The sequence below is a fragment of the Janthinobacterium sp. SUN120 genome (assembly GCF_030397735.1).
Classification (GTDB): domain Bacteria; phylum Pseudomonadota; class Gammaproteobacteria; order Burkholderiales; family Burkholderiaceae_D; genus Janthinobacterium; species Janthinobacterium kumbetense.
The window spans coordinates 1,214,248-1,233,113 of sequence record NZ_JAPUBW010000001.1; the positions used below are offsets into that span (position 1 = coordinate 1,214,248).

Genomic DNA, 18,866 nt, shown 5'->3' on the forward strand with positions numbered 1-18,866 from the left:
CTGCTCGCTACGATGGTGAGCGGCGTCGTGGCGCCAACGATTCAATGCCGTTGTGATTTCAAGAATTCTCTTCCAGCCATGCCACGGCCTGCTCGCCGGCCGCCTTGCCTTGCGCCAGGCAGGCCGTCAGCAGGTAGCCGCCCGTCGGCGCTTCCCAGTCCAGCATTTCCCCCGCCAGGAACACGCCCGGCATGGCACGCAGCATGCTGCCATCGATGCCTTCGAAGTCCACGCCGCCGGCGCTGCTGATGGCTTCATCGATGGGGCGCGGACGCTGCAAGGTGACTGGCAGCAGCTTGATGGCGGCGGCCAGCTTGGCTTCGTCGGCAAAGTCGGCCGCGCTCAGGCATTCGCGCAGCAAGCCCGATTTCACGCCCTTGATGCCCAGGCGGCTGTTCAGGTGGCTGGACATGGAGCGGGCGCCGCGCGGGCGCGTCACTTCTTCGAACACGCGTTCATGACTGTGGTCGGGCGCCAGGTCGAGCCAGATGGTGGTGCTGCCCTCGGCGGCGATCTGCTCGCGCAGCGCGGCCGACAGCGCGTAGATCAGGCTACCCTCGACGCCGCCCGCCGTGATGACGAACTGGCCCTGGCGCTTGATCGTCAAGCCATCGATGTCGCGCGCCGTGATGGCCACGGTGGTCAGCGGCTCGCCCGCATGACGGCTGCGGAAATACTCGCTCCAGTCCACGTCGAAGCCGCAATTGGCCGGCGCCAGGGGCGTCACGGCCACGCCGCGCCCTTGCAGCAGCGGCACCCAGGCGCCATCCGATCCCAGCCGCGCCCAGCTGCCGCCGCCCAGCGCCAGGATCACGGCGTCGAAAGCGAATAGCCGTTCGCCGTCCGGCGTGGCGAAGGCCAGCTGGCCATCTTGCCAGCCCGTCCAGCGGTGGCGCATGTGAAATTGCACGCCCGCTTCGCGCAGGCGGTGCAGCCACGCGCGCAGCAAGGGCGCCGCCTTCATGTCGGTCGGGAAGACGCGGTTCGAGGAGCCGACAAAGGTTTCCACGCCCAGGCCGTGCACCCAGTCGCGCACCTTTTGCGGGCCAAACTGGTCCAGCGCCGGTTTCACCCGGTGCGCTTGCCTGGCGTAGCGCGAGACAAAGGCCTGGTAGCCTTCCGCATGCGTGATATTCATGCCGCCCCGCCCCGCCAGCAGGAATTTGCGGCCGACGGACGGCATGGCGTCGAACAGCTCCACCCTGGCTCCCTGGTCGGTGGCCGCCTGGGCGGCCATCAGGCCGGCGGGGCCGCCGCCGATGACGGCGATGTGAAACGGAGGGGAACTGGTTTGGGTCATGGCGAGCTGGAAAGACGGTGAAAACCCCGGCATTTTAGTCGAGATAAGGCCGGCGGATGGCAAGAAGGCCGAAAAATGATGCATACTGCGCGGACATGCTGCAGCGATCGGCACTTCGACTTCACGAGACAACGCGACGACAAGAGGAGAAACACATGGGCGCAGGATTCTGGATTTCCCGTTATTTGCTGGCCAGTTCGATTTTATTCATCATCCTGACGGTGGTCGAGTACAGCAAGGGCACCACCAGCCGCGCCGACATCCTCAGCGCGCTGGCCTGGTCGCTGGTGGCGTCAGCCATCTTCATCGGCTCGAAATACTGGCGCTACAAGAAAGCCATCGCCTGCGCCACCTGCGGCGATACCACGGCCAGCAAGCCGAAAACCAAGACGCCATGAAAAAACGGCCACTTCGATGAAGTGGCCGTTTCATTTGGCGAGCGGGATCAGCCGCCCGTCACGGGCGGGAAGAACGCCACTTCGTCGCCGTCGCCTGTCACGGTATCGGCATCGCACATCACCTGATTATGCGCCATGCGCAGCGCGCGGCCCTGCGCCAGCGCATGTTCCCAGTTGCCGCCACGGGCGATCAGCAGGGCCCGCACCTCGCCCACCGTCAGCGGCCCGGCCACTTCCAGCGCTTCCTGGCCCGTGCCCACCAGCTCGCGCACGCTGGCAAAAAATCGCAGATTGATCTTCATCAAGACTTCCTTAGTACAGCAATTCGTTAAACGGGATAAACCGCAGCATGTCGCCGCGCGCGATCGACAGCCCCGGCGGGCAATCGATCAAGCCGTCGCCCCACACGGTGGACGTCAGCACGCCCGAACTCTGGTTGGCGAACAGTTCCAGCTCGCCCTCGTCATTGACCTTGGCGCGCAGGAATTCGTTGCGCTTGTCCGCCTTCAGGCGTTCAAACGCGGCCGGCAGCTTGTAGCTGCGCGGCGCCAGGCTCCCCGCCACGCCCTGCAGGCGCAAGATGAACGGGCGCACGAACAGCAAAAACGTGACGAAGCTGGAGACGGGATTGCCGGGCAAGCCGACAAAGAACGCGTCCTGCACTTCGCCAAACGCCAGCGGCTTGCCCGGCTTGACGGCGATCTGCCACATGTTCAGCCGCCCTTCCGCTTCCACGGCCGGCTTGATATGGTCTTCCTCGCCCACGGACACGCCGCCCGAGGTGATGATCAAATCATTGCCCTGGGCCGCCTGGCGCAGCACGGCGCGCGTCGCTTCCAGGCTGTCGGGCACGATGCCCAGGTCCGTGATCTCGCAGCCCAGATTTTCCAGCAAGCCGCGCAAGGTAAACCGGTTCGAGTTGTAGACGGCGCCCGGCGCCAAAGGCTCGCCGGGCATGGCCAGCTCGTCGCCCGTAAAGAACACAGCCACGCGCAGCTTGCGCAGCACCGGTACTTGCGCCAGGCCCACCGAGGCGGCCAGGCCCATTTCCTGGCTGCGCAGGCGCCGGCCGGCACCGAGGATCTCGCCGCCGGCGCGGATATCCTCGCCCTGGCGCCGCACCCATTCGCCGGCGTGCGGCACGTGATTGACCGTCACCACGCCATCAAGCAAGGTGCACTGCTCCTGCATCACGACGCAATCGGCGCCGTCCGGGATCAGGGCGCCCGTGAAGATGCGCGCCGCCGTCCCCGCTTGCAAAGGCTGGCCCACGTGGCCGGCCGCGATGCGCTGCGACACGGGCAGGCTGGCCGCGCCGCTGGCGCAATCCTGCGCGCGCACGGCGTAGCCATCCATCTGCGTGTTGTCGCGCTCGGGCACGTTCAGGGTCGACGTCTGCGCGCTGGCCAGCACGCGGCCGTTGGCGCGCATGGTGTCGACCAGCTCCACGTCGGCCACCGGGCGCGCCGCGCCCAGCATGAAGGCTTGCGCCTCGGCCACCGACAGCATGGGTTTACGTACAGTGCTCGCGTCTGTCATCACAGTCCCGTATTGGCGGCGATGTACGCCTTCATTTTTTCCACGTCCACATCCATCACGACGAACTTTTGCGGCAAGTCTTCGATGTTCTCGAAGCCGGCCGGGCGTTCCGCGTCCACGCCCAGCGCTTCGAGGATGGTTTCGTTGAACTTCGCCGCCAGCGCCGTTTCCAGCACGATCATCGGCACGTTCGGCTCCAGGTGCTCGCGCGCCACCTTGATGCCGTCGGCCGTGTGCGTGTCGATGGTGATGCCATAGTCGTCGGCCACGTCGCGGATGGTGTCGAGGCGGTCCTGGTGCGTGGACTTGCCCGACTTGAAGCCATATTTGGCCACCAGCTTGAACTCGTCGCCATCGCTGCCCGGCTTGCCGGACAAGTCGAAGCCGCCGTGCGTTTCCACTTTCATGAACAGCGCGCGCACGCGCCCGCTGTCGCGGCCCACCAGGTCGTAGACGAAGCGCTCGAAGTTCGACGCTTTCGAGATATCCATCGACGGGCTGCTCGTGTGGTACGTTTCGGCGGACTTGCGCACGCGGTAGACGCCCGTGCGGAAGAATTCGTCGAGCACGTCGTTTTCATTCGTCGCGGCCACCAGTTTCGAGATGGGCAGCCCCATCATGCGGGCGATGTGGCCGGCGCAGATATTGCCAAAGTTGCCAGACGGCACCGTGAACGACACTTTCTGCTCGTTGCTGGTGGTGGCCGCCAGGTAGCCGCGGAAGTAATACACGACCTGCGCCACGACTCTTGCCCAGTTGATGGAATTGACGGTGCCGATCTTTTGCTTCGCCTTGAACGGCAAGTCGTTCGACACTGCCTTGACCATGTCCTGGCAATCGTCGAACACGCCTTCGACGGCGATATTGTAGATGTTCGGGTCTTGCAGGCTGAACATCTGCGCCGTCTGGAACGCGCTCATTTTCTTGTGCGGCGACAACATGAAGACGCGGATGCCCTTCTTGCCGCGCATCGCGTACTCGGCCGCGCTGCCCGTGTCGCCCGACGTGGCGCCGAAGATATTGAGTTCGGCGTCGTGCTTGGCCAGCGTGTATTCGAACAGGTTGCCCAGCAGCTGCATGGCCATGTCCTTGAAGGCCAGGGTCGGGCCGTTCGACAGGGCCTGCAGCATCAGGGTGGTCGATCCGCCCTTGACGACGTTTTCTTCGAGCACGCGCAGCGGCGTGATGTCGGCCGCGTTTTCGCCGGCGCGGGCGTTCTTGTAGACTGCCTTGGTATAGGTTTTCGCCGTCAGCGCCTTCAGGTCCGCGGCCGGGATATCGGTGGCGAACTTCTTCAGGATTTCGTAGGCCAGGTCGGCATACGACAATGTGCGCCAGGCGTTCAGCTCGGCACCAGTGACTTGCGGGTAGTGTTCAGGGAGATACAGTCCGCCATCGGGGGCCAGGCCGCCCAGGAGGATGTCGGAGAATTGCTGCGGATTCATTGGCGCTTTATCAGCGCGGGTAGACACGTAGTGCATAGATTTGAAGAGTCCAGTTGAGCTGAGTGCGGTTGATCATGAATGGCAGCGGATATTATAGTGCCAGCCGCAGTCCAAGGCGAATCGCGTGGCATTTGCCCGGGCGCCGCCGTCCTGATACGAGCGGCGACTGTTGCCAAACGACACACCTTGTCGCACGGCAACTGTATCATGGCCGCTTTCCAGACCAAGCGGGCGCCAACCCTGCCCATGACGACCATGCCACAGCTCATCGACCATATCGACGCCATCGCGCGCCAGCGCCAGCGTGACGTGCTGTACCTGGAGTTCCACCCGAAAAGCCACGAAGAGTCGCGCCGCTACCGCCATGACGAGGACCTTGTCCGCAGCAGCATGCTCGACTGGCTGGACGCGCATGCCATCGCCTGGCAGCCTTGCGGTCCCTACGCCGAGCTGTCGGGCTTTTCGTCGTGGCGCGGCCAGATCTGCTTCGAGCTGCCGCATGACGACACGCTGCCCGCATATTGCCAGCTGCGCGACTATCTCGAACATGCGGATGGCAGCATGCGCCACTCGGGCGTGCGCTTCTACCTGCTCACCCTTGATCTCGCCATGCAGAACGCGGCCCACGACGAACCCGGCTTCTGGGACCGCTGGGCGCAAGATTTGTAGCCCCGCATCCGTTTTGCCCCCACTTTCACAACTTAGCAATGAACAGGAATGCCACATGAAGCGTGACGATTTTCTCAAGCAGGACGATGTACGCGGTTTTATCGACTGGCTGGCGGCCGAACTGCCGGTCAAGCGCTTTCAGCTGAAGATGGCGCGCAGCCGCTTCGTGCCGGGCGGCCTGGACGTGCAGGCGACGGGGCTGGAAGCGGTGCTGGGGCACTATGTGTGGAACACCCGCTGGACCGATGCGCGCGGCAAGGCGGTCGTCTCGGGCAACTGGCGCGAGACGACCGCCTCGCTGGGGCTGCTGCGCGGCTGGCTGAAGGACGCCATCGCGCGGCAGGATGAAGACCAGGCGCTGGCGGCCTGCCTGGCCATCCTCGAATGGGGCGGCGTGCGCGGCGCCATCGTCTTCCTGAAGCGCCTGCACGCGCAAGGCCGCCTGGCCGCCTACTTCACGCGCCTGGCGCCATTCATGTCGCTCGACTCGGATGCGCCGCTCGATGCGCTCGATACGGACAGCGTGGAGCGCTTCGACGCGGGTCTGACCAAGATCCACGCCCTGTTTGATGACAGCGGCTCGCCCATCTACGACAGCCGCGTGGGCGCGGCCATGGCCATGCTGTATGCGCAGTACCGCAGCCAGGCAGGCGCCAAACTGGCAAAGAAACACTGGCTGGCCTTCCCCTCGGGCGCCGCGCGCGGCAAGCAGATCCGCAATCCCAAGGGTATCGACAGCGGCTTTGCCGGCGCACCGCAATTCTTTGGCAAGGCCGTGTCGTGCCAGGACTGGGCGCAGTGGCAGGTCAAGCTGGGCTGGCTCCTGCGCGCCGTGCTGGAAAAGTGCGACTGGTTCAAGGCGGACAGCGCCGACATGGCCGCCCGCTGCCATGCCTTCGAAGCGAGTTTGTTCATGCTGGGGTATGACTTGCGGTGTTTTGGTCCAGCAGATACGGTTGCAGCCACGATGCCGGCGGTAGCCAAATCAGGAACATTCGGAGCCGTACCTAGCGGCCACCCTTTTTCGACCGTACTCACTTACTATACCGCCTATCGTCGCCAGGGCGGCCAGCCAAGCTCTTCCGCGTTTTCCAAATGGCTTACGAACAACTATAAAACAAAGACGCTGAAGGAAAGTAGTGCAAACAGCTATTGTTTTCCCTTGGCAAAGGGCGAATTCGGCCTCCATGAACGATCAGTTGCTGACCTGGAGTGCATCAGCGCTGGTGGCGAAGCTGGCCTATACATGGCTGTCGGCAGTAAAGATGCGTACAAGGAAAGTGACGAACGCGAACACATTTGTCTTTTTGACGCACTGCTTGCAGGACGAGTTGCCCACCTAACGGATAATGCCCGCGAAGCATTATTGATGGAGCGAGGCTATGCCGGAACAGAAAACTCGGCCGACACTTTGTATCGTGTAGGCCTCAATGTCGGTAGACATTTTGGCTTGCTCGACAAGAATGGTGCACCCACAGCATTTTTTAACGACTACTTCGGCAACTGCCTGAACGACCTGTAATATCAAAAAATCCGGCGCGCGTGCTGGCGCGTGCGCCGGATTTGCGCCACACTGGTACCCGTCGGCCCGCCTCCGGGTCATTCATGGAACCGGCCATGTCGCTGAGTAAAAAACCGTATTTGCAAAGCGCCGCGCTGCGCCCTGACGCCGTCGTCGACCTTGACCACTATCCGTTCACCATTCCCGCCATCCGCGACTTCGTGCACATGGACTTTCATCGCGACGTGACGTTTTTCGTGGGCGAGAATGGCAGCGGCAAGTCGACCATGCTCGAAGCGCTGGCCGTGGCCCTCGGTTTCGGCAAGGATGGCGGCACGCGCAACGTGCGCATCGCCCTGCCGTCGGATGAGGAATCGGGCTTGCACGCGCACTTACGCCTGAGCAAGAGTTATAAAAAACCCGAGGACAGCTATTTCCTGCGCGCCGAAAGCTTTTTCAACGTCGCCACCTACATGGACGACATGCCGGAATACCTGGCCAGCTACGGCGGCAAGTCGCTGCACGCGCAATCGCACGGCGAAGCGTTCATGGCCACCCTGATCAACAAGCTGCAGGGAAAAGGCTTGTACCTGCTGGACGAACCCGAGGCGGCCCTGTCGCCCAGCCGCCAGATGGCAGCATTGTCCGTGATCCACCAGCTGGTGCAGGACGACTCGCAATTGATCATCGCCACCCATTCGCCCATCCTGCTGGCCTACCCGAATGCGAAAATCCTCAGTTTTACGGGCGGCGGCATCCACGAAGTGGCGTATGAAGACACGGAACACTACGCCGTGACGCGCGATTTCCTGAATAACTATCCGAGAAGGCTGGAGCAGCTGTTTGAGGAGGAGTAAAGCTGCCGGATTGCGCACTGCGGCAAGCCGACATACACGATGTTAGGGAATCGTACGGGACGTCGCCCTCAGCAAGCGGCGTGGTTCACGGTAATGACATGAACTGCCAGCCCGCCCAGCGACGTTTCCTTGTACTTGTCCTGCATGTCCGCGCCCGTCTGGCGCATGGTTTCGATGACTTCGTCGAGGCTGACGAAGTGCGTGCCGTCGCCCTTCAGCGCCAGCGAGGCGGCCGTGATGGCTTTCACGGCGCCCATGCCGTTGCGCTCGATGCAGGGAATCTGCACCAGGCCGCCGATCGGGTCGCACGTCATGCCCAGGTGGTGCTCGATGCCGATTTCGGCCGCATTCTCGATTTGCTCATTGGTGCCGCCCAGTGCCGCCACCAGGCCGGCCGCCGCCATGGCGCACGCCACGCCCACTTCACCCTGGCAACCCACTTCGGCGCCCGAGATCGAGGCATTGCGCTTGCACAACATGCCGATGGCGGCCGCCGTCAGCATGAAGCGGCGCACGCCGCCGACCGGATCGCTGGGACGGCAATCCTGCGCGTAGTAGCGCAGCACGGCCGGGATGATGCCGGCGGCGCCGTTGGTCGGCGCCGTCACCACGCGGCCGCCCGCCGCGTTTTCCTCGTTGACGGCCATCGCGTACAGGCTGACCAGGTGCACGGCGTCGTGCGGCAAGTCGTTGGCGCGGTTGTCGGATGCTTTCGCTTCCTGCGCCAATCGCCACAATTTCGCGGCGCGGCGCTTCACGTTCAAGCCGCCCGGCAGGTTGCCCGTCGTTTCCAGGCCGTGCGCGATGCAGTCGCGCATGACGTGCCAGATACGGTCCAGGCCCTCGTTCAATTCATCGTCGCTGCGCTTGACGCATTCGTTCGCGCGCAGCATTTCCGGGATCGACAGGCCGCTTTCCACGCCGTGCGCCAGCAACTGCTCCATGGTATCGAAGGGGAAGACGACCCGCGCGCTGGCGGCCGACTCCACGGCCGCCTCGGCCTGGGCCTCGCCCGCTTCGCGGATAAAGCCGCCGCCGATCGAGTAATACACTTTGTCGACGCGGCTGCCATCCGCCAGTTTCAGGGTAAAGCGCATGCCGTTCGGATGTTCAGGCAGGGATTCGCTCTTGTGCCAGATCAAGCCCGTGGCGGCCGTGAATGGCACCACGTGCGTGCCCAGCAAGGCGATTTCACCGGCCGCCTCGATGGCGGCCAGCTTGCTGTCGACGGCATCGGGCGCCACGTCTTGCGGCGTCTCGCCCATCAAGCCCAGAATGACGGCCTTGTCCGTCGCATGGCCCACGCCCGTCAGCGCCAGCGAGCCATACAGGGCCGCCTCGACGCCCACTACCTGGTCCAGCGGACCGTATTCGACCAGAAAACGCCGCGCCGCCACCATCGGCCCCACAGTATGGGAACTCGACGGCCCGATGCCGATCTTAAACAGGTCAAATACGCTCATGTCCATAGAATGTCTCTTTTTTATAGTAGTGCTGTTTTAGAACGCCTGGCAAACCTACTGCGCGTCGCGATTTGCGGCCTGCGATGCTCACTGTGCATCCGCACAGCTGCGCTTCTCTGCCACAACTCCCATCCGCTCGCTACGGTTTTGCCAAGCGTGCGATTTTGCTGGATTCAGGCAGCCTTGGCCGCATGGCCCACATCGACATTGGCCAGCATGTCCGTGACCATCTGCTCGACGCCGATCTGCGCCTTCCAGCCCCAGTCGGCGCTGGCCTTGCTGTCGTCCAGGCTTTGCGGCCAGCTGTCGGCGATGGCCTGGCGGCTGTCCGGTTTGTAGCTGATCTTGAAGTCCGGGACCATGCGCACGATGGCCTTGGCCAGCTGCTCGGGGTTGAACGACACGCCGGCCACGTTGTACGAGGAGCGGATCTTGATTTGGGCCACAGGCGCGTCCATCAGTTCGATGGTGGCGCGGATGGCGTCGGGCATGTAAATCATCGGCAAGGTGGTGTTCGCATCGAGGAAGCAGTCATAGCGCTCGCCGCGCAAGGCCGCATGGAAGATGGCAATGGCGTAATCGGTGGTGCCGCCGCCCGGAGGCGATTTGTAGCTGATGATGCCCGGGTAGCGGATGCTGCGCACGTCGACGCCGTACTTGTTGAAGTAGTACTCGCACAGGCGCTCGCCGGCCAGCTTGCTGATGCCGTACATCGACGTCGGGTCCATCACCGTCATTTGCGGCGTGTTCACCTGCGGCGTGTTCGGGCCGAAGGCGGCGATCGACGACGGCCAGAAGATGCGCAGCGGCTTGCCCGCTTCGCCCCGCTCGCGCGCCAGTTCCAGGATATTGAGCAAGCCGTCCATGTTCAGGCTCCACGCCTTCAAAGGCGCCGCTTCGCCCGTGGCCGACAGCATGGCCGCCAGCTGGTACACCTGGGTGATGCCTTCGTCGGCGATGATCTTCGCCAGGCCGTCCTTGTCCAGCACATTCAATTGCGCATAGCGCTTGGCCTGGTACAGATTATTCGTGCCGATGTCGCTGGCGATGACGTTGTCCGCGCCGTGCTGCTGCGCCAGTGCGCCCACCAGTTCACTACCGATTTGGCCGTTTGCGCCAATGACTAAGATGCGTTCCATGCTATTTTCCTGAATTCTTGTTAGTTGGTAGTGGTCGTGGCGGTCAGCAAACCGAGTTCCTTGCCAGCCTGCTCGAAGGCGGCCAGCACTTGCACCAGCTGTTCGCGGGTGTGGGCGGCCGACAGCTGCACGCGCACCCGGGCCTGGCCCATCGGCACGACCGGGTAGAAGAAGCCCGTCACCAGCACGCCCAGTTCATACAGGCGGGCGGCGAATTTCTGCGCCACGGGAGCGTCGAACAGCATCACGGGAACGACGGGATGGGTGCCCGGCTTGATGGTGAAGCCGATGCGTTCGATCTCGCTGCGGAAGAAAGCCGTGTTTTCATGCAGGCGGTCGCGCAGTTCCGTCGACTTGGCCAGGCGCTCCAGTACCGACAGCGAGGCGCCGGCGATCGATGGCGCCAGGGTGTTCGAGAACAGATAAGGGCGCGATTTCTGGCGCAGGGTGTCGATGACTTCCTTGCGTGCCGACGTGAAACCGCCCATGGCGCCGCCCAGGGCCTTGCCCAGGGTGCCCGTGATGATGTCGATGCGGCCCATCACATTGTGGTGTTCGTGCGTGCCGCGGCCCGTCGCGCCCATGAAACCGGAAGCGTGGCATTCGTCGATCATCACCAGCGCGCCGTACTGGTCGGCCAGGTCGCAGATCTTGTCGAGTTGCGCGATCGTGCCATCCATCGAGAATACGCCGTCCGTGACGATGACTTTATGGCGCTTGCCGGCGGCGACGGCCGCTTTCAGCTGCACTTCCAGGTCGGCCATGTCGTTGTGGGCGTAGCGGTAGCGGCCAGCCTTGCACAGGCGGATGCCGTCGATGATGGAAGCGTGGTTCAGCGCATCCGAGATGATGGCGTCGTTTTCATCGAACAGGGGCTCGAACACGCCGCCGTTGGCGTCGAATGCGGCCGCGTACAAAATCGTGTCCTCGGTGCCCAGGAAGCTGGAGATGGCCTGTTCCAGTTCTTTATGCACGGTTTGCGTGCCGCAGATGAAGCGCACGGACGACAGGCCGTAGCCATACTTTTGCGTGGCGGCAATAGACGCTTCCTGCGTCTGCACGTCGCCGGACAGGCCCAGGTAGTTGTTCGCACACATATTGATCAGGGTACGGCCATCGTCGCACACCACTTCGGCGCCCTGGCGCGAGGCGATCACGCGCTCGGGCTTGTACAAGCCCTGTTGGCGCAGTTGATCGAGATTCTGTTGCAGACCGCTGAAAAAGGTGTTCTTCGCTTGCTCGCTCATGATGATCCTTGTGTGTCCCTGTTGTATGTGTGCTATCCGGGTGAGCTCAGTTGCCATAGGGAAAAGCGTCCGCTTGACCGGTGCGCGCACAATGCTGTACCGTGAAGCGCTGTTTGAAGTCTACACGTTTCCGTGTTTTTCCTCAAAATCCACTATTTCGAACTGAAATTCAATATAGTGGATATTACCCAAGCCTTTTGAACTTTGCAAGCCACCTGCCGATGAAAACCAGCGTTTCGACCAATTCTCCGCCCGAAGTGGGCGCCACCCTGCAACGGCTGCGCCTTGCGCGCGGCCTGACACTGGAGGATTTGTCGCGCATCGCGGGCGTCTCGAAGTCCATGCTGTCGCAGATCGAGCGCGAAAAGGCCAATCCCACCATCGCCATCACGTGGCGCCTGGCCAACGCCCTGGGCGTGCAGATCGGCGAATTGCTGTCCAGCGCGGAAAAAGCCGTGGAAACCATCCGCATCACGGACGCCCACGAAACCCCCACCCTGCCCGGCGACCACGCGGGCTACGTGCTGCGCATCCTGGGGCCGATGGAACTGGCCGGCAAATATGAATGGTATGAGGTGACCCTGGCGCCGGGCGGCGAACTGGCGTCGCAGCCGCACGATCCGGGTACCACCGAGCATTTGACGGTGATCCATGGCAACCTGGAACTGGAAGTGGGAACGGCGAAGAAAAAGGTCAAGAATGGCGGCACGGCCAGGTATCCGGCGGACTTGCCGCATACGATACGCAACCTGGGCAAGACGGAAGGAAAAGCGCTGCTGGTGGTGATCCACCGCTAGTGGCCACCAGCAACGCGGCGTACGGCTCCGGCGTCAGGCCTGGCGCTGACGTCTTCTGCTGACAAAGCCGAGCAATGCCAGGCCACCCAGCAACATGCCATAGGTTTCAGGCTCCGGCACGGCGCTGAGCGGGTCGAGGCGGATCACTTCACAAAAGCGGTCGTTGCAGCGGCTGGCGGCGATCTGGCCAGCCTCGTTGATGCCATTGACTTGCAGATTGCGCCAGCCTTCCATGCCATCGACCAGGTCGGCCAGCATATAGGTGTTGCCATTCATATTGATAATGGATTCCGCACCTGAAAGGCTGATGCCCACCACGTTCCCTTTGCCATCGATCCCGAGCGCTTCCGACATGGAGTTGATCCCGCTCCAGCTGCCGTCCACCATCTTGAAGGCGCGGTAGGGAACCGGCCAGGGGGCATTGCGGAAGTACTGGTTGAACACGATTTCTCCAGCATTGTTAATCCCTCGCATATTCACCTCGGCGTCTCTGATCGTGGGCGTGATGTCTCTCATCACACCATTCTCATAGAGATAACCGTGCTGCTTGCCGCCGGCCGTCAAGGAGTTGCCGACGATGACCCCATGATCATTGATTGCTGAAACACCACTCCAGGCGCCGCCCAGCGTACCGAGGGGAGTAATGCCCGATGCGGAATCGTACAGATAGGCGTTGGTGCTGCTGGCCTTGGTCTGGCTGTCGACCACGGTGGCGCCAAACGCGACTTTCCCCGACGCATTAACTTGACCGCCCCACGACACCTGGCCGGGAATATCCAGCGACGTCAGGGTGTTGCCCGACTGCAGTTGCATGTGCAAGGTGCCATCGGCGGCGGTGGAGCGCAGCAGCAAGTCTCCTGCAATATTGCCGCCACGCAGCATATTCGTTGCCTGAGCCGCAGGCACGGCCGTCACTGCCGAGCCTGAGGTGCCGTACCACATGTCCACGCCATTCAGCTGAACATAGCCATACAGTTCGCCCAGCGCCGTGATGCCGCCCCACTGCAAACGGCCAGTCGAGGGGAGCGCAAATGTTGTCGAAGAGAAAATCGGTGCAGGTGCAGGCAGGATTTGTGCAAACGCCGTCGTTGTCGCAGCGCTCAACAGCAAGAAACACAGGGTTTTATGCATCGGTTTCATTGTCAATTTTCCAATAAAATTAATAAGATAATCGACAATATGAAAAAGGTAAACCTTTTTGATAACTTTGATGCAAAATAGGCATTAATGGCTCCCATTGCAGGGGCCAGCAGTGTGCAATAAGCCCTTATGCCCATGCTAAGATTTCGGACTAGACAAGATTTCCACTGCCCTTCATGGAGCCTTACCGATGACGATTTCCGACAGCACCACCACCTTCCACAACAAGAAAGTCGTCCAGTACGACCCGGACCTGCCCTTCGACGCCTCGCCCGACATCGTCTACCGTTTGTCGCTCGAATACGACGACAAGCGCAAGATGCCAGACCTGATCGCCGGCTTCCTGGAAAAAAGCGACAAGAATGCGCTTGAGGCGCTGATCATCGGCATGTGGGGCGATCCGTACGAATCGGGCGCCGACGAAGTGATCGCCGCGCTGATCGCTCACGCGCCGCAACTGCCCAATGTGCGCGCCCTGTTCATCGGCGACATGACGTACGAGGAATGCGAAATCTCGTGGATCGTGCAAGGCAGCTACAAGCCCCTGCTGGACGCCTTCCCGCAGCTGGAAGAATTGCGCATCCGCGGCGGCAATGAGCTCGTCATCGAACCGTTCGCGCATCAGCACCTGCGCCGCTTCACCATCGAAACGGGCGGCCTCGATCAAAAGATCGCCGAAGCGCTGGCGCAATCGAGCATGCCGCAGCTGGAACACCTGGAACTGTGGCTGGGCACCGAGGAATACGGCTTCTCGGGCGACGTCGACCTGTACCGCAAGGTGCTGGCGCAGCTGACCGTGCCGACCCTGCGCTACCTGGGCTTGCGCGACGCGGAAATCGCCGACGACCTGGCCGTCTGGCTGGCGGAAGAGCCGCTGGTGGCGCAGCTCGACACGCTCGACCTGTCGCTGGGCACCATCGGCGACCTGGGCGCCGTGGCCGTGCTCAATCACACGCAGCTGGGCAAGCTGAAACGCCTGGACCTGTCGCACCACTACATTTCCGAGGAAAACCAGGCCAAGCTGAAGGCGCTGCCCTTCGAAGTGGTGCTGGACGACCCGCAGGAAGCGGACGAAGACGACGGCGAAAGCTACCGCTACGTGGCCGTGGGCGAATAAGCGGAGTCTTTTCCTTTGGCTACACCCCTCACCCTGCTGGCCAGCGCCGGCAGCAAGCGCGTGCGCCTGATGCAGACGGCGCGCGCGCAACTGCGCCTGCCGCCCGCGCAGGTGCTGGAATGGCGCGACTGGCTGGCGCGGCCGGCGCTGCTGGCAGACGCCTTGCGCCAGCCCGGCCTGTTGAAGATCGAACCGCCCGGCGACGATCCCGCCGCCCATTTTCTCTTGCTGCAGGCGGGCTGCCGTTTGCTGGACCGTCCCCTCGTCGAGGCGCCCGAACATGGCGAACTGCTGGCCATGGATGCGTGGTTTGCGGGCTTTTCCAGTGCCATGCAAGACCTGGCGGGGCAACTGGCGGCCTTGCCGCACATACGCGTCTTCAATGCGCCGACCGAGATTGTCCGCATGACGGACAAGCTGGCCTGCCAGCACCACCTGGCCGCGCACGGCATCGCCATTCCCGCCCTGCTCGGCCCCGTGCATGGCTACGAACACCTGCAAGCGCTGCTGCGCCAGCATGACCTCGACCGCGTGTATCTGAAGCCGCGCTACGGCTCGTCCGCGTCCGGCGTCGTCGCCTACCGCAGGAACAAGGCAGGACGCCAGCAAGCCACCACCTCGGCCGCCCTGCAGCATGGGGATGGCGCGGCGCGCCTGTTCAATGTCAAGCGCATGGCGCGCTATGACACGCAGCACGACATCGCCGCCCTCGTCGACGCGCTGGCCGCCCAGGAACTGTATGCGGAAACGTGGCTGAACAAGCCGCGCTGCGGCGACAGCCACTACGACCTGCGCGTCGTGACCCTGGCGGGCCAGCCCGCACACCGGGTGGCGCGCATCGGACAGCACATGATGACGAATCTGCACCTCGACAACCGGCGCGGCGAGGCATCCGGCCTCTTGAACGCAGCCGACCTGGCGGCGCTGGAAGCGGCTGCCGCCCAGGCCGCGCGCGCCTTCCCCGCCAGCCACGTGACGGGCTACGACCTCGTCGTGCGCCAGGGCCAGGCCCACTTGCTGGAAGCGAACGCCTTCGGCGACCTGCTACCAGGCCTGCTGTGGCAAGGCGCGGACACCTATGCGGCGCAACTGACGCAACTGACACATGCTTAAAGATACACCGGACACACCGGCCATCCCCGACATGCACGCCATCGTCGGCAGCCACGATATCGTCTTCCTCACGCTCGACACCCTGCGCTTTGACGTGGCGCAAGCCCTGTACGAGGCAGGCGAGTTGCCCGTGCTGGGGCGTTTTTTACCGCCGGGCGGCTGGGAACGGCGCCACTCGCCCGCCACGTTCACCTATGCGGCGCACCAGGCCTTCTTCGCGGGCTTTTTGCCCACGCCGGCCGCGCCGGGCCGTCATCCGCGCCTGTTCGCCAGCGCGTTTGCGGGCAGCGAAACGACGTCAAAGCACACGTTCGCCTTCGCCGAAGCCGACCTTCCCGCCGCACTGGCCGCACGCGGCTACCGCACCATCTGCATCGGCGGCGTGGGCTTCTTCAACAAGCAAACGGCGCTGGGCACGGTGCTGCCGTCGCTGTTCCAGGAAAGCCACTGGAGCGCGGGCATGGGCGTGGCCAGCCGCCATTCGACGCAAAAGCAGGTGGCGCTGGCCCTAGCCCGCCTGGCGGATGGCGATCAGCGCACTTTTTTGTTCATCAACGTGGCCGCCCTGCACACGCCGAACCGCGCCTACCTGCCCGGCTGCCGCGCCGATTGCCTGGACAGCCATGCGGCGGCGCTGCGCTATGTGGATGGCGCGCTGGCGCCCCTGTTTGCCGCCTGCGCCGCGCGCGCGCCCACGTTCGCCATCGTCTGCTCGGATCACGGCAGCGCCTATGGCGAAGATGGCTACCGCGGCCACCGCATCGCCCACGACAGCGTGTGGAACGTGCCGTATGCGCACTTCTTCATCGCCCCCGATACACCTCCCAAGGAGTCCCCACCGTGAACCCAGCCGAACAACCTGGCACCCTGGCGCAACGCATGCGCCACACGCCCTATCAGGCGTATTCGTATTCGTATCCGCACAAGGCGGCCTACCGCGCCTTGCCGCAGGCGGCGCCGCTGGCGCCCCTGTGGGCGCGGCAAGACCGCTCCGCCCTGTTCGCGTACATCCATATTCCGTTTTGCGAGATGCGCTGCGGCTTTTGCAACCTGTTCGCCATGGCCCGCCCCGGCGCCGACATGGTCGAACGCTACGTGCGGCAAGTGCTGGTGCAGATGCGCGCGCTCAACGGCGCGCTGGGCGAACGGCGCTTCGCCCGCTTCGCGCTGGGCGGCGGCACGCCCACCTATCTGTCGCCGGCGCAGCTGGACACCTTGCTGTCCGGCGCGCGCGACATCCTCGGCATCGATTTGCAGGCCACGCCGGCCGGCATCGAAGCGTCGCCCGAAACCATCACGGCCGAGCGCCTGGCCGTCTGCCGCGCGCACGGCATCGACCGCGTCAGCCTGGGCATCCAGAGCTTTGCCGCCGGCGAGATGCGCGCGCTGGCGCGGCCCCAGCAAAACGCCACCGTCCATCACGCCATCGGCCTGATACGCGCGGCCGGCTTTCCCACCCTGAACCTGGATCTGATCTACGGCATCGCGGGGCAAACCGTCGCCAGCCTGCTGGCGTCCATCGACAGCGCGCTGGCCTTCCGGCCCGAGGAAATCTATCTGTATCCGCTGTACGTGCGCGAGCAGACGGGCCTCGGCAAGATCGCGCGGCGCAAAGGCGCCGATACGCTGAACCCCATCATGCTGGCGCAGGACGGCGACAGCCGGCTGGCCCTGTACGCGGCCGCGCGCGACCATTTGCGCGCGCAAGGCTACGAGCAGGTATCGATGCGCATGTTCCGCGCTCCCCATGCGCCGGAACAAAACGGTCCCTCGTACTGCTGCCAGAATGACGGCATGGTAGGCCTGGGCGCGGGCGCGCGCTCCTACACGGCCAGCCTGCATTATTCGAGCGAGTACGCGGTGGCGAGAACTGAAACCATCGGCATCATCGACAACTACCTGGCGCTGGATGAAGTGCGCTTCGCGCAGGCGGAACACGGCTACGTGCTGGGCGAGGAAGAACAGCGCCGGCGCTACGTGATCCAGTCGCTGCTGACGGAACCGGGCCTGGACCGCGACGCCTACACGGCGCGCTTCGGCACGCGCTGCGAGATGGATCTGCCGCAGCTGGCCGAACTGCACGCGCTGGAGCTGGTGCAGGAGGATGGTCCGCTGCTGCGCCTGAATGACCGGGGCTACAGCTATGCCGACACCATCGGCCCGTGGCTGGCCTCCGAGACGGTGCGCGCGCTGATGGCGCAAGAGGGCCAGGCGTGCTGACAACGCCGCCCGGCACTCTGTCCCTGCTGTACCGGGGCACGCTGGCGAGCTGCAATTACGCCTGCGGCTACTGCCCGTTTGCCAAGAAGCGCGACAGCCGCGCCGCGCTGGCCCGCGATGCGCGCGAGCTTGTCCGCTTCACCGACTGGGTGGCGCGGCAAACGCGCCCCATCGGCGTGCTGTTCACCCCCTGGGGCGAAGCGCTGGTGCGGCGCCACTACCGCGCGGCCATGCAAACCCTGACCGCACTGCCGCACGTGCGCCAGGTGGCGCTGCAAACGAATCTGTCCGGCCCCCTGAACTGGCTGCAGGGGATGGACGGGCTGGAAAAGATCGGCCTGTGGTGCACCTACCACCCGGACCAGACGACATTGGCCCGCTTTCTCGAACGCTGCGCGCGCCTGGACGCCATGGGCGTGCGCTATTCCGTCGGCGTCGTGGCGATGAACGAGCACCTGGACGCCATCCGCGCCCTGCGCGCGGCCCTGCCCGCGCACGTCTACCTGTGGCTGAACGCCTATGACCGGCGTGGTCCCGGCTACTACGCGGTGGAAGACCTGGCCTGGCTGGACGCCGTCGACCCGTGGTTCGCGCAAAACCGGCGCCCTTCGCCCTCGCGCAATAAACCGTGCCTGGCGGGCGAGGCGTCGCTGTCCGTCGATGGCGACGGCGAGCTGGCGCGCTGCCATTTCGTGCCCGAACGCCTGGGCAACCTGTACACGGACGACCTGGCGGACATGCTGCAAGAGAAATCCTGCCCCCGCTTCAAGTGCGATTGCTATATCGGCTATGCGCAGCGCAAGGATTTGCCGTTCCAGTCCACGTTTGGCAACGGCGTGCTGGCGCGCATCGCGCCTTTGCACCGGACGTAAAAAAAGCGCGGGCCAACGGCACCCGCGCTTTTCACCTGAACACCAACTA

At 63.7% G+C, this 18,866-nt stretch carries 18 protein-coding genes; 10 read left to right on the top strand and 8 right to left on the bottom strand.

Going from position 1 to position 18,866, the window contains the following annotated elements:
- Positions 1–58 precede the first annotated feature (58 nt).
- The gene (locus O0879_RS05410; protein WP_289915171.1) at positions 59–1,300 is read right to left on the bottom strand and encodes a TIGR03862 family flavoprotein; all 1,242 of its coding nucleotides are present in this window, start codon (positions 1,298–1,300) and stop codon (positions 59–61) included.
- Positions 1,301–1,455: 155 nt separating this feature from the next.
- Here O0879_RS05410 and O0879_RS05415 point away from each other — a divergent pair, with 155 nt between their 5' ends.
- Positions 1,456–1,698 carry a hypothetical protein gene (locus O0879_RS05415; RefSeq protein ID WP_289898082.1) on the top strand — a complete coding sequence of 81 codons (243 nt, stop codon included), beginning with the start codon at positions 1,456–1,458 and terminating at the stop codon, positions 1,696–1,698.
- A 47-nt stretch (positions 1,699–1,745) separates the two neighbouring features.
- Here the strand turns inward: O0879_RS05415 and moaD are convergent, their stop codons facing one another.
- Genes moaD through thrC form a run of 3 tightly spaced genes read right to left on the bottom strand, consistent with a single transcriptional unit; the run spans position 1,746 to position 4,718 of the window.
- Positions 1,746–2,000, bottom strand: a complete 255-nt coding sequence (gene moaD / locus O0879_RS05420) for a molybdopterin converting factor subunit 1 (protein ID WP_289915174.1) — start codon at positions 1,998–2,000, stop codon at positions 1,746–1,748.
- A gap of 10 nt (positions 2,001–2,010) precedes the next feature.
- On the bottom strand, positions 2,011–3,237 hold the full coding sequence (gene glp, locus O0879_RS05425) for a gephyrin-like molybdotransferase Glp (RefSeq protein ID WP_289915175.1): 1,227 nt from the start codon (positions 3,235–3,237) through the stop codon (positions 2,011–2,013).
- Positions 3,237–4,718, bottom strand: a complete 1,482-nt coding sequence (gene thrC, locus O0879_RS05430) for a threonine synthase (protein ID WP_289915177.1) — start codon at positions 4,716–4,718, stop codon at positions 3,237–3,239. Before thrC ends, glp begins: the two co-directional genes overlap by 1 nt.
- A 171-nt stretch (positions 4,719–4,889) precedes the next feature.
- Here thrC and O0879_RS05435 point away from each other — a divergent pair, with 171 nt between their 5' ends.
- The 3 genes from O0879_RS05435 (at position 4,890) to O0879_RS05445 (ending at position 7,709) form a co-directional block, all read left to right on the top strand.
- Positions 4,890–5,351, top strand: coding sequence for a hypothetical protein (locus O0879_RS05435; RefSeq protein ID WP_289915179.1), 462 nt, complete (start codon positions 4,890–4,892; stop codon positions 5,349–5,351).
- Between the two features lie 55 nt (positions 5,352–5,406).
- Positions 5,407–6,873, top strand: coding sequence for a hypothetical protein (locus O0879_RS05440; RefSeq protein ID WP_289915181.1), 1,467 nt, complete (start codon positions 5,407–5,409; stop codon positions 6,871–6,873).
- A 95-nt stretch (positions 6,874–6,968) separates the two neighbouring features.
- On the top strand, positions 6,969–7,709 hold the full coding sequence (locus O0879_RS05445; RefSeq protein ID WP_289915184.1) for an AAA family ATPase: 741 nt from the start codon (positions 6,969–6,971) through the stop codon (positions 7,707–7,709).
- 68 nt (positions 7,710–7,777) lie between these two features.
- On the opposite strand, the gene O0879_RS05450 is transcribed toward O0879_RS05445, so the two are convergent.
- The 3 genes from O0879_RS05450 to kbl form a co-directional block, all read right to left on the bottom strand.
- Entirely contained in the window at positions 7,778–9,178 is a 1,401-nt protein-coding gene (locus tag O0879_RS05450) for an L-serine ammonia-lyase (protein ID WP_289905150.1), read from the bottom strand.
- A gap of 167 nt (positions 9,179–9,345) precedes the next feature.
- Entirely contained in the window at positions 9,346–10,311 is a 966-nt protein-coding gene (locus O0879_RS05455) for an NAD-dependent epimerase/dehydratase family protein (RefSeq protein ID WP_099664155.1), read from the bottom strand.
- A 20-nt stretch (positions 10,312–10,331) separates the two neighbouring features.
- Entirely contained in the window at positions 10,332–11,558 is a 1,227-nt protein-coding gene (kbl, locus tag O0879_RS05460) for a glycine C-acetyltransferase (protein ID WP_289915186.1), read from the bottom strand.
- A gap of 221 nt (positions 11,559–11,779) precedes the next feature.
- On the opposite strand from kbl, the gene O0879_RS05465 reads away from it, so the two are divergent.
- Entirely contained in the window at positions 11,780–12,355 is a 576-nt protein-coding gene (locus O0879_RS05465) for an XRE family transcriptional regulator (protein ID WP_077403922.1), read from the top strand.
- 33 nt (positions 12,356–12,388) lie between these two features.
- Here the strand turns inward: O0879_RS05465 and O0879_RS05470 are convergent, their stop codons facing one another.
- Positions 12,389–13,486, bottom strand: a complete 1,098-nt coding sequence (locus O0879_RS05470) for a PEP-CTERM sorting domain-containing protein (protein ID WP_289915188.1) — start codon at positions 13,484–13,486, stop codon at positions 12,389–12,391.
- Between the two features lie 199 nt (positions 13,487–13,685).
- Here O0879_RS05470 and O0879_RS05475 point away from each other — a divergent pair, with 199 nt between their 5' ends.
- The 5 genes from O0879_RS05475 to O0879_RS05495 are packed head-to-tail and all read left to right on the top strand — an operon-like array spanning position 13,686 to position 18,817.
- The gene (locus O0879_RS05475) at positions 13,686–14,612 is read left to right on the top strand and encodes an STM4015 family protein (protein WP_289915190.1); all 927 of its coding nucleotides are present in this window, start codon (positions 13,686–13,688) and stop codon (positions 14,610–14,612) included.
- Between the two features lie 15 nt (positions 14,613–14,627).
- On the top strand, positions 14,628–15,725 hold the full coding sequence (locus tag O0879_RS05480; RefSeq protein WP_289915191.1) for an STM4014 family protein: 1,098 nt from the start codon (positions 14,628–14,630) through the stop codon (positions 15,723–15,725).
- Positions 15,718–16,569, top strand: a complete 852-nt coding sequence (locus O0879_RS05485; protein ID WP_289898091.1) for an STM4013/SEN3800 family hydrolase — start codon at positions 15,718–15,720, stop codon at positions 16,567–16,569. The genes O0879_RS05480 and O0879_RS05485 overlap by 8 nt, the downstream gene beginning before the upstream one ends.
- Positions 16,566–17,945 (top strand): STM4012 family radical SAM protein, encoded by a 1,380-nt coding sequence (locus O0879_RS05490; protein WP_289915194.1) that lies wholly within the window; start codon positions 16,566–16,568, stop codon positions 17,943–17,945. Before O0879_RS05485 ends, O0879_RS05490 begins: the two co-directional genes overlap by 4 nt.
- Positions 17,939–18,817, top strand: coding sequence for an STM4011 family radical SAM protein (locus O0879_RS05495; protein ID WP_289915196.1), 879 nt, complete (start codon positions 17,939–17,941; stop codon positions 18,815–18,817). Before O0879_RS05490 ends, O0879_RS05495 begins: the two co-directional genes overlap by 7 nt.
- Positions 18,818–18,866 lie beyond the last annotated feature (49 nt).